Annotated in this window: 10 protein-coding genes and 3 pseudogenes; 7 read left to right on the top strand and 6 right to left on the bottom strand. The window is 58.8% G+C overall.

Annotated elements, in window-relative coordinates:
* Window positions 1–150: pseudogene (locus HMPREF2808_RS13205) on the bottom strand (IS6 family transposase); the annotation flags it as partial.
* Between the two features lie 116 nt (window positions 151–266).
* Window positions 267–1,826, bottom strand: a complete 1,560-nt coding sequence (locus HMPREF2808_RS11530; protein WP_070528177.1) for a SulP family inorganic anion transporter — start codon at window positions 1,824–1,826, stop codon at window positions 267–269.
* 169 nt (window positions 1,827–1,995) lie between these two features.
* Between HMPREF2808_RS11530 and HMPREF2808_RS11525 the strand changes: the two genes are divergently transcribed.
* Window positions 1,996–2,400, top strand: coding sequence for a MerR family transcriptional regulator (locus tag HMPREF2808_RS11525; protein WP_005531126.1), 405 nt, complete (start codon window positions 1,996–1,998; stop codon window positions 2,398–2,400).
* A gap of 293 nt (window positions 2,401–2,693) precedes the next feature.
* On the opposite strand, the pseudogene HMPREF2808_RS13565 reads toward HMPREF2808_RS11525, so the two are convergent.
* Window positions 2,694–2,771 (bottom strand): annotated as a pseudogene (locus HMPREF2808_RS13565) (IS6 family transposase); the annotation flags it as partial.
* A gap of 532 nt (window positions 2,772–3,303) precedes the next feature.
* On the bottom strand, window positions 3,304–3,600 hold the full coding sequence (locus tag HMPREF2808_RS11520; RefSeq protein ID WP_005531125.1) for a hypothetical protein: 297 nt from the start codon (window positions 3,598–3,600) through the stop codon (window positions 3,304–3,306).
* Window positions 3,601–3,803: 203 nt separating this feature from the next.
* Between HMPREF2808_RS11520 and HMPREF2808_RS11515 the strand changes: the two genes are divergently transcribed.
* Window positions 3,804–4,052: an alkyl hydroperoxide reductase gene (locus HMPREF2808_RS11515; protein ID WP_240504687.1), complete on the top strand. Its 249-nt coding sequence runs from the start codon at window positions 3,804–3,806 to the stop codon at window positions 4,050–4,052.
* Window positions 4,053–4,114: 62 nt separating this feature from the next.
* On the opposite strand, the gene HMPREF2808_RS11510 is transcribed toward HMPREF2808_RS11515, so the two are convergent.
* Window positions 4,115–4,498: a heavy metal-responsive transcriptional regulator gene (locus HMPREF2808_RS11510; protein ID WP_371325878.1), complete on the bottom strand. Its 384-nt coding sequence runs from the start codon at window positions 4,496–4,498 to the stop codon at window positions 4,115–4,117.
* A 227-nt stretch (window positions 4,499–4,725) separates the two neighbouring features.
* Here HMPREF2808_RS11510 and HMPREF2808_RS11505 point away from each other — a divergent pair, with 227 nt between their 5' ends.
* From HMPREF2808_RS11505 to HMPREF2808_RS11485, 5 genes are all read left to right on the top strand, one after another.
* Window positions 4,726–5,118 carry a hypothetical protein gene (locus HMPREF2808_RS11505; RefSeq protein WP_070624764.1) on the top strand — a complete coding sequence of 131 codons (393 nt, stop codon included), beginning with the start codon at window positions 4,726–4,728 and terminating at the stop codon, window positions 5,116–5,118.
* Window positions 5,115–6,080: a cytochrome c biogenesis CcdA family protein gene (locus HMPREF2808_RS11500; RefSeq protein WP_005532162.1), complete on the top strand. Its 966-nt coding sequence runs from the start codon at window positions 5,115–5,117 to the stop codon at window positions 6,078–6,080. The genes HMPREF2808_RS11505 and HMPREF2808_RS11500 overlap by 4 nt, the downstream gene beginning before the upstream one ends.
* Entirely contained in the window at window positions 6,077–6,625 is a 549-nt protein-coding gene (locus HMPREF2808_RS11495; protein WP_014316113.1) for a TlpA family protein disulfide reductase, read from the top strand. Before HMPREF2808_RS11500 ends, HMPREF2808_RS11495 begins: the two co-directional genes overlap by 4 nt.
* Window positions 6,626–6,744: 119 nt before the next feature.
* The gene (merA, locus tag HMPREF2808_RS11490) at window positions 6,745–8,187 is read left to right on the top strand and encodes a mercury(II) reductase (protein WP_005532160.1); all 1,443 of its coding nucleotides are present in this window, start codon (window positions 6,745–6,747) and stop codon (window positions 8,185–8,187) included.
* Between the two features lie 253 nt (window positions 8,188–8,440).
* Entirely contained in the window at window positions 8,441–9,154 is a 714-nt protein-coding gene (locus HMPREF2808_RS11485; protein WP_070624761.1) for an ASCH domain-containing protein, read from the top strand.
* A 539-nt stretch (window positions 9,155–9,693) separates the two neighbouring features.
* On the opposite strand, the pseudogene HMPREF2808_RS13625 reads toward HMPREF2808_RS11485, so the two are convergent.
* Window positions 9,694–9,957, bottom strand: a pseudogene (locus HMPREF2808_RS13625) (hypothetical protein); the annotation flags it as partial.

The raw sequence follows: 9,957 nt of genomic DNA, 5'->3' as shown, positions 1-9,957 counted from the left end.
CAGCGGTAGATCGTGGTGTGATCGACCGGCACGCCCCGCTGAAGTCATCATTTCCTCCAGATCGCGGTAGCTCACCCCGTAGCGGCAGTACCACCGCACTGCCCATAGAATGATGTCACGGGGGAAATGACGACCGGAGAAGATACCCATGGCTGTGACTATTTCACGTCACTCTTCCTACTGCCCCAACTGTGCAACAGCACCAATAAACTGGCGCCCCGGTTATAAGTTGGGGCGCCAAGTCGATGTGCTCGAGTCGGGGGATGTTAGTGGCCGGTGTCAAGCCGGCCAGACAGTCGGTTCAGCCGGTCCTGACTGGGGCCGTCGAGCCCGATAATGGACACGGTTTTGCCTCTGTCCTGGAACTTCTGCGTAATCGCGTCAAAGGTCGCGACCGTGGAGGCATCCCAGATCTCCGCCTCAGTGAGATCAATAGTGATATGACGGGCAGAATCGGTGTAATCAAAGCGATAAACCAGGTCATTGCTTGATGCCCAAAACAACTGGCCATGCACCCGGTAGGTACGAGTATCAATCTCGCCATCGCCGTCGCCGTCGATATCGGAGACCTTTTCAATGGAAACGATATGTGCCACCCGACGGGCGAACATGATCATCGCGGTGACCACACCCAGCACCACACCAATGGCCAGGTTGCTGGTGGCTAGGGTCGCAATAATCGTCACGGCCATAACAATGGTCTCAGAGACCGGCATGAGTTTAAGGGTGCGTGGATGCACCGAGTGCCAGTCGATGGTGCCGACCGAGACCATGATCATGATTGCCACCAGCGCAGCCATCGGGATCATGCCAACGATGTCGCCCAGTGCCAGGACCAGGACCAGCAGGAACACACCGGCTAACAGGGTGGATAGGCGGGTACGTGCCCCGGATTCGCGGACGTTGATCATGGTTTGACCGATCATCGCGCAGCCGCCCATGCCGCCGAAGAAACCGGAGGCAATATTAGCCACCCCCTGTCCCCAGGATTCGCGAGTTTTATCGGAATGAGTGTCGGTGATGTCATCGACGAGCTTGGCGGTCATCAACGATTCCATGAGACCGACCACGGCCATGGCCAGGGCATAAGGCGCGATGATCTGCAGGGTCTCCAACGTCCACGGCACGTTCGGAATAAACAGGGACGGTAAGGTCTCCGGCATCTTGCCCATGTCCGAGACCGTCGGGACAGTCAAACCGGCGGCAATGACCAAACCGGTGAGCACGATAATCGTGACCAGCGGGGCGGGGATCACACTGGTGAGCTTGGGGAAGAAAATCATGATCACCACACCCAAGCCGACGAGTGGGTAGACCATCCAAGGCACATCAATGAGGTGTTCGAGTTGGGCGGTGAAAATCATAATGCCCAGTGCATTGACGAAACCCAGCATCACCGATCGGGGGATAAAACGCTGAAGTTTCGCCACACCGAGGGCTCCGAGCACGATTTGTAGGACACCGCCCAACAAGACGGTGGCGATGAAATAATCCATCCCGTAACCACGCGCCACAGGAGCAATGACTAGGGCAATAGCCCCGGTGGCGCCGGTGGTCATTGCCGGGCGGCCACCGGTAAAGGCGATCGCAATGGCCATGACTACCGAGGAAAACAGACCCATGGCTGGGTCAACACCGGCAAGGATGGAAAAGGCAATGGCCTCAGGGATCAGCGCCAGGGATACCGCCAGTCCGGCCAGAATCTCTATACGGATACGGGCGGGGGAAGAAAATGCGTAACGGAAGGATGCGATGATCCCGGTAGGGGCATCAGCGCCGTCTGGACTCAGGAGGGGGCGGGGGGCCGCCGTGCTAGTTTCAGTCATAGATGTCCAATCTTTGAGGGGATAGGTAACTGGGCGAACGCCCGAAAGGAATCCAACCCTCTAGTAACTTTAGGTTTGGTGATGGTGGTCATGGTAGCGGGAGTTTTACTCAACCGCCAACCCAGGCACAGGAACCCGTGGGCAACATCACCGTGAAGGAGAACAGGCAATGCAAAACAGTAATTTCAAGATCGGCGAGGTCGTTGACCAGACTGGGTTGTCGATTCCCACCTTGCGTTATTATGACAACGTCGGCCTGATTACCCCATCGGGGCGTAGCCCTGGTGGGTTCAGGCTTTATAGTGAGGCTGATGTACGTCGTGTTTTGCTGGTGCGACGGATGAAACCGCTGGGGTTTACTCTGGATCAGATGCGAGAATTCCTGGAAGCTGCGGAGATTCTTCATAGTTCAGATGGTGGGCAGGACAGTGATCCCGCACAGCAGGCACGGAGTAATGCCAAGGCCACCCTTGCCGACATTCGTGAGGAGACGCGCACCCGCTACGAAAAGCTACGCAAGCAAATTGCCTACGCTGAGGAATTCCTCGATCTGGTCAACACCCTGGCACCCTAAAGTGCCCCCATCCTTCGCAGGGAGAAAGAGACCATCCGATTGAATGCGCTCTGTCGAGTCGCGTTCCAGATGAAGTGGACGAACGCCCGCGGCCTCTCCGGAGTGGATGGCGATAGTGCAGAGGACTTCTGAAATCCGTGCAGACGACTCCTCAAAACGACACAGTCATCCAAGGTCACATAATCGAAAATTGTCACTTAACCCGTTATTTTACCTACGCGGTGCTGTTGCAAAGTTGGGCCAGGGTCGAAAAGCCTACCCTCAAGACATTAGTTGTCCTTGCTCCGGGGTGCTTAAGCTGTCTCGAATATCCGGCTGACGATCACCGCGTCTGGGTTCGGGTGCCCGTAGGTAAACATCGTGCCCTGGCCCAACTTTGCAACAGCGCCGTCTAAAAGTATGTTCAGATCTCCTTGTTTAAGGATTGAAAACTGTAGTGTCTTGCTGTGGAGGCAGCAAGGTGGCGTATTGAGATGCCAAGTAAGTCCCGTCTTCCCACTTGGCTTTCAGCATCCTGGCGATACACATGACAGTGACATGGTGATCGCCTGCTCGGTGCAGAGATACCGCTTCTGATTGCGCACTGGCTCCGCTGACCCAAGTGCCCTCCACTAGCAGCACGTGCCGACCGGCGACTGCAGCAGGATCTATCACTGAAAAACGATCTGGGCTTATTGTGTGGGACGCGCCGGTGTTATCACCTGAAGATTCTAAAGCCGCTGGTGTGAGACGATTTCGGATATATGACCGAGAGCAGAATTGAGGGCACTAGCAAGTGCCCCACGGTCGCGTCCGGGACTGCGGTTGGTAGAGGGGACGTGAGTTATCACTTCTACCGGACTGACTGCTTGAGCAAGAGTTGGAAGATTATCTCGTAACGTGGTGTACCCTAACCGACTTAACTCAGTGTCCTAAATTGTTCATGACACGTGCAGTTTTATCAATCATGACCGCAACTTCGTGTTGCTCGTAAACATTTTGCATATTCCGGCCAAGGCTGACGTCTATCCACCCATTTGTGGCATGTTCTGACTTTGTCTCCGTTGCAGCTATGGCATCAATGATATTGCTTTGGTCTTTCCAACGGGCATCATTCAAAATGTAGACCACGGCCTTGTCCCAGGCCTGCTCAAAGCTTGGCTCCCTACCGTAGAAGAACGTTGTCTTTAAAGTCGGCGAATATACGCGAAATTCAAACATGTACCTTATTGTAAAAGTGGGGTGTAATCAACTTTTGCAAGTGTTATCTGTCTCGGAGAGAATAAGAATCAGAGCATGATCCTCTACGTCCGGTTCCTACCCCAGATCATTCCCACCGAAAGCCGCCGCCAACCGGCCTGACCTCGCTCACTCGCCGGGCCACGGCATCACCATGGGGATTGACCCTCGAGCCGGGAGCCCGGGTGCTTGCCAAGGTCCAGCGAAGCTCTCCTGCTGCCGTGAACTATGTCGCGGTGGACATCGCGTCCTACGAGACGGCCGATGAAATCAGGGAATTCCTGGCCGGAAATGGGGCGTCATCCCTGGCCTTTGCCTCTGATACCGATACGCGGCTCATCACCGCCTACCGGATAAACCAGGTAAGCACCGCTGTAATCCTGGACGCCGCGGGCACGGAGGTCTTCCGTGCCGTGGAGCCGGGTGCTGCGTAACTGCGGACGGTACTGGCCGCGGCGGGAGCCGGCTCAGTGAAGCCCCTTAGCCTGCGGCGGGCTCAGATGTAACTGCAGATTTGTTCAGCATCGCAGCGCTGAGGGTCGGCCACCTCGGCGGTTGCATATTGTTCGGCCACGGTCACCCGGAGCGCGGTGAGCTCCGCGATTTTCCGGTCCAGGTCCTGCAACTGTTTCCCCAGGACATCCCGTACGTGGGTGCAAGGCGTCAAACCGCTATCGCGGATCCGCAGAATGTCCTGGATCTGCGCCAGGGTCAGCCCGGCGATTTGGCTGCGGCGAATGAATTCGAGGCGGCTGAGGGTGTCGTGGGTGTAGTCACGATAGCCGTTGGCCGAGCGCTCAGCCGGTGGGAGCAGGCCCCGGTCCTCATAGAACCTGATCGTCTTGGTTGTTATACCGGCAGCATCAGCAACTTCACCGATTCGCATTTCGGGTCCTCATCTCGTTCCAAAAAATCGCATATGACCCTTCCATCGTACTGGAACGTTCCGCATCGGCACCCGCAAACCAACAGGTCCCGTCGCCAGCTTGACCTTCCCCCTTAGTGGAAGGTTGATAATGGGGTGTGACGTACTACTGGCCGTCCGGTTTCGTGTTGGGGTCCCCTGTCGGGGTTCCGGACACGAGCCGGACATATGAAGGGATGATCATGTCAATAAAAGTGAAGGGCCGGAAGCGCTCTGGCCTGGTGCTTGCGGCAGGCACTCTGCTGTCCTTCCTTGGTGTTGTGATGGTGGCGCTGGTGTGCTGCGGGGTACCCGTTCTGACGGCTGCAGCCGGTGTTTTCGCCGCGGCCCGCGCAATGGCCGGCAACCTCTGGTTCATTGCCGCCGCAGCCCTTGCCGCCGCAGCCCTTGCCGCGGGGGCCCTGCTCCTGCGGGCGCAGCGTCGGGGCAGCCCGGGGACGGATTGTTGCGCCCGTTCCCGCCCGGGGGCCAGCCTGTCCGCGGGTTCTACTCCAACACCTCATTCATCGTCGGAGCAGGAGCGGTCCGGGCAGTCCCGGGCCGGTGCTTCTGAGGATGCGGGGTCACAGGGATGACGGGTGTTTTGGGTCTGGCCTTTCTGACCGGAATGCTTGCCACGGTGAATCCATGCGGGTTTGCGATGCTGCCAACCTATCTGGCGTATTTCATTGGTTCAGGCCCCGGTGCGGGACGGAAGCGGCCGTTGCTTGCAGGTCTTCAGGCCGGGGTTGCCCTCAGCGCCGGTTTCGCCACTGTCTTTGTTACGGCCGGCCTGCTCGCCGCTGTAGGCCTGCGGTCGGTGGCGTCGGCGCTTCCCTGGGCGGCGGCGCTGATCGGAGCGGTTATTGTGGTTGCCGGCCTTGGCATGGTGTTCGGATGGCAGCTGCCCGGGGCGAGGTTGAACCTGCCCCGGATTCTGAAGACGGACGGGACCAGTTCGGGCCTCAGGGCGGTCTTTGGCTACGGGGTGGCCTATGCGGTGGCTGCGCTCTCTTGCAGCCTGGCCCTGCTGCTGGCTGTTGTCGCCCAGGCTGTGTCCACCGGGAGCCTGGCCGGGCTGCTGGCGGTCTTCGCCGCCTACGCCTTGGGCTCCTCGGTGGTGCTGGTCCTTCTGTCCCTCGGTGCAGCGGTAGCGCGGGACGTCCTGGCACGCCACGTCCGAAGGATCCTGCCGTTTGTTAATCGTCTCGGCGGAGCCGCGCTTATCCTCGCAGGGATCTACCTGTTGCTCTACTGGGTTCCGGCCCTGTCCGGCGGGCAGGCCGGGGAGATCATGGGCGGGACGGTCACCGAAGCCAGCGTGGCGCTGTCCGGTTTCATCTCGGGCAACTGGCCCATCATCACCCTCACCGCGGTGGCCGCCGTCCTCGCCGCCGCGGCCCTGGCCCTGCGGCGCCGCAGTAAAAGCAAGGCACAGGACAACAGCGCAATCACGGATGGGGCTGAGAGCAGCGACAGCACCGAAGCGTGCTGCGGCCCGGAACATCTTCTTCCCGACACGGCGCCAGGGCGCACCAACCAGAAAGGAAACCCATGACAACGACCAGAAACCACCGGCGGATCTTCACCATTACTGCCGTCGTAGCGGCCGCGGCCCTCATCCTGGTCCTGGCCCTCACTGCGTTGAACCGCGGGAGCGAAACCGCTCCCGCCGCCGGGCCAGCGGGCGCAAACAACGTGGACAGGATCGAGATCACATCTGTGGACGGCAAGGCCCTCACCGTCCCTTCCACCCGCCCGACAGTGCTGTATTTCATGGCGAGCTGGTGCTATACCTGCGTTCCGCAGGCAGAAGCGATGAAGGAACTGGAACAGGAATATGCCGATAAGGCAGACTTCGTCGCCGTGGACGTGACGCCGGAGACCACAAAAACCCAAGTGGACCAGTTCCGCGAAATGGCCGGCACACCCGGATACCCCTTCGTTGTCGACCGGACCGGGGAACTCACCCAAAAGTACGCGGTCACATCCCTGGACAGTACCGTCGTCATCGCACCTGACGGTGACATCCTGGGCCGGGCCGATTCCCGGCCCATGAAGGCCGATGCCCTGAAGGAATTTCTTGACACAACACTTCCGTAGCAACACCGATCTCTTCGCTCCCGTTCTTGACCTTCCCGTGCAGGGGAAGGTGCAGACTGGGGACAGCATGCAAAAAGGAACGCCCCCGGGGTGTTCATTCGAGACTCCAAGGAGGACTAATGCCTGAGGCAGCACCAGATTTTGATTTAGCCGTGATCGGTTCCGGAGGCGGCGCCTTCGCCGCCGCCATCCGGGCCACCAAGCTGGGCAATCGGGTCGTGATGATCGAACGCTCCACGGTGGGCGGGACCTGTGTGAACACCGGGTGCGTTCCCTCCAAAGCCCTGCTGGCCGCCGCCGAAGCCCGGCATGTCGCTGTGGATGCGACCGGAAGGTTCCCCGGGATCAGCACTTCCGCCGCCCCGGTGGACATGGGTGTACTGATAGACGGGAAACGCTCCCTGGTCGAGGGAATGCGCTCGGATAAATACGTGGATCTGGCCGCCGACTACGGATGGGACCTGCGCCAGGGCACCGCGGTGTTCGCCGGCACCCCGGAGGAACCGGTCCTGGAAATCACCGGACCCGACGGCACCCGCGACTCCCTGACCGCCGCCCATTATCTGGTCGCGACCGGTTCGACCCCGTGGGCACCCCCGGTGCCGGGACTGGATGAAGTCAACTACCTGACCTCGACCACCGCCATGGAACTGAACGAGGTGCCCGAGTCCCTGATCGTCTTCGGCGGCGGGTACGTGGCCCTGGAGCAGGCGCAGCTTTTTGCCCGCCTCGGATCCAAAGTGACCTTGCTGGTCCGCTCCAGGCTTGCCTCGCACGAGGAACCGGAAGCCTCCCGTGCGCTGATGGGCGTCTTCGCCGACGAGGGCATCCGCGTGGTCCGCCGCGCAGCCGTAACTTCGGTCCGCACAGATCCCGCCGGCGCAGAGGTCCTTGTCACCGCCACGGTCGCCGGGGGCCAGGAGGAATTCCGCGCCGCAAAGCTGCTGGTAGCCACCGGCCGACGCGCCGTCACCGACGGACTGAACCTGGACGCCGTCGGCGTCAAGACCGGCGACACCGGCCAGATCCTGGTCGAGAGCACACTCGCCAGCTCCAACCCCAGGATCTGGGCCGCAGGGGATGTGACCGGGCACCGAGAATTCGTCTACGTCGCGTCCGCCCACGGAACCCTGATGGTGGAGAACGCCTTCAACAACGCCGGGCGCGAGGTCGACTACCGGCACCTGCCCCGCGTGACGTTCACCAGCCCGTCACTGGCCGCGGTCGGCATGACCGACAAGGAAGCCAACGAGGCGGGCATCCGGTGTGAATGCCGGGTCCTGCCCCTGGAATACGTTCCCCGGGCACTGGTGAACCGGGACACCCGCGGCTTCATCAAAATCGTCGCCGACGCCGACACCGGACGGATTGTGGGGATCACCGCCGTCGGCAAGGAGGCCGGTGACCTGGCCGCCGCCGGAGTCTACATCCTCGAGGCCGGCATGACCGTTGACCAGGTCGCGAACCTCTGGTGCCCATACCTGACCATGGCCGAAGGGATCAAAATCGCCGCACAGTCCTTCACCACCGACGTCTCCAAACTCTCCTGCTGCGCCTCCTGACCCGCGCCAGATCCCAGCCTAATCCCATTACGTTGTTGGCAGTTCCGCTTGAAGGAGCCCAGGATTCGTACTCCTAGCCCCATGCTGGGGCAGGTTATGTTTGTCTGCGTTCCTTCTGCCTTGGGGCAGTGGAACTAGTCGCTGGCTTCGGTATGGCTTGTTTTCGTCCCTGTCTGAAAATGATCCGGGGGGGGTGTTCCCGATCTCTGTCTTCGCATAGATAAAGCGCGTTAGCATTTATTACCCTTAAAGAGTGATTACCAACGAACTTCGAAATTTACTAGCCAAAGCAACCACCCATGCACAGCGTTTTCAAGACGGAGAAGACCACACTGTAGCCGCAGCACTCCTCACCAAATCAGGCAAACACGTACTCGGTTTGAACGCGCACCACTTCCTCGGTGGTCCTTGCGGGGAAGTCTCGGCTTTAGCTAACCATGCTGCTAGTTATCCAGAGGACCCAATCCAAGCAGTAGTCGCCGTATACGGACCTACTGGTCAAGTTATTCCTCCCTGCGGTAAATGCCGCCAGGTGCTTTTTGATGTTGATCCGTCCATTCGGTGCATCGTGCGCGGAAGCAATGGACTTGAAGCACTTACCGTAGAAGAACTCTTGCCTTTCGCATTCAACTGGCGAGATATGGAACAAGAGCAGCGCATCTACATGTGGGAAGGCTACGAGGAATCAATTCGTAGCGGAGAAAAGCAACAAACCATCCGGGTAGATGATCCTTTCCATGAAGGAAGTGCCCAAATTGTCTTCGAGAAAGAATCCGGAGAGGTCGTCACCATTCCTGCACAGGTCACGTCCGTTGTCTCGACCCAGCGAAGTGAATTGTCGGAAAAGCAAGCTAGAAATGACGGTTTTGGTTCTCTCACCGAGCTTCAGGAAGCGCTAGATACTCACTATCCCGGATTAGCTGCCGATGACGAAGTCGACCTCGTAGAGTTCAAACTCCACCAGTAATTCAAACAATCTAAAAGCGCACTTACCCTTTTTGTAGAAGCAGTAAAACTACACCAGAGTTTGTGACTTAGGGGAGTGCTTCACATCTGCAAAACCGACGACTAATTTCTTGTTTTTTCTGTGTGTCAGCTCACTAACCAAAAGCCTAGGACACGCACCTGTGCGCCTTGTTTATTGGAGCGCACGGGGATACTGGAGACTACGAGTACGCACTAGACGCCGCCAACAGTGCAGCCGGACACCTGCAAGCAATACAAGCGGAGCTGCCTTCCACTTCCCCACTGGCCCGTGACACTGGAAGGCTTGCAAGGCTCGTGCGCGCCGCACAGCGGAACCTGTCTCAACAGCGTCCCGCAGATAATTCAGTCGAACTTCTTAACTTAGCCGCCAGCCTCAAAGAAAGGCTGGAAGGGGCGGATTCTAGGGGTCATTTTTCTTTGGCTAAACGTGTTATGTCCATAGGGTTTTTGGACACGGAGTCCGGTGTCTTTTTGGACACGGAGTCCGTGGAGTTCTTGGACACTTCTAGCGTTTTATGGTTATGGCCTGCGTTTGGGCCGGGGTTTGGATAGTTTCGGGTTCATCCGCGGTGGTTGGCGGTGTTTCATTCCTTCGACAAGGTGGATGTTGATCTGGCCACCTGGTGGCCTGTGGCTCAATGTGATCGGCAGTGGCACGCTGAAGAGGAATTCACCGTCATGGGCCGTGTAGAACTCCGCAACGTTATCGGCTGTGACTGTGGTGTAGAGCCTGCGGTTTTTAAACCTCAGACGGGCCTGCCCCCCGGAAAGTAGACACGTCGG

Origin of the sequence: Corynebacterium sp. HMSC078A10 (genome assembly GCF_001811565.1) — a bacterium.
GTDB classification, from domain to species: domain Bacteria; phylum Actinomycetota; class Actinomycetes; order Mycobacteriales; family Mycobacteriaceae; genus Corynebacterium; species Corynebacterium hesseae.
The sequence above is the reverse complement of the archived record's forward strand: the minus strand, read 5'-3'. Positions and strand labels throughout refer to the sequence as shown.

What these genes read in the sequence shown, in the direction of transcription:
- HMPREF2808_RS11530 (WP_070528177.1), bottom strand. Translation starts at nt 1,826, where the DNA reads ATGACTGAAACTAGCACGGCGGCCCCCCGCCCCCTCCTGAGTCCAGAC.
- HMPREF2808_RS11525 (WP_005531126.1), top strand. Translation starts at nt 1,996, where the DNA reads ATGCAAAACAGTAATTTCAAGATCGGCGAGGTCGTTGACCAGACTGGG.
- HMPREF2808_RS11520 (WP_005531125.1), bottom strand. Translation starts at nt 3,600, where the DNA reads ATGTTTGAATTTCGCGTATATTCGCCGACTTTAAAGACAACGTTCTTC.
- HMPREF2808_RS11505 (WP_070624764.1), top strand. Translation starts at nt 4,726, where the DNA reads ATGTCAATAAAAGTGAAGGGCCGGAAGCGCTCTGGCCTGGTGCTTGCG.
- HMPREF2808_RS11500 (WP_005532162.1), top strand. Translation starts at nt 5,115, where the DNA reads ATGACGGGTGTTTTGGGTCTGGCCTTTCTGACCGGAATGCTTGCCACG.
- HMPREF2808_RS11495 (WP_014316113.1), top strand. Translation starts at nt 6,077, where the DNA reads ATGACAACGACCAGAAACCACCGGCGGATCTTCACCATTACTGCCGTC.
- merA (WP_005532160.1), top strand. Translation starts at nt 6,745, where the DNA reads ATGCCTGAGGCAGCACCAGATTTTGATTTAGCCGTGATCGGTTCCGGA.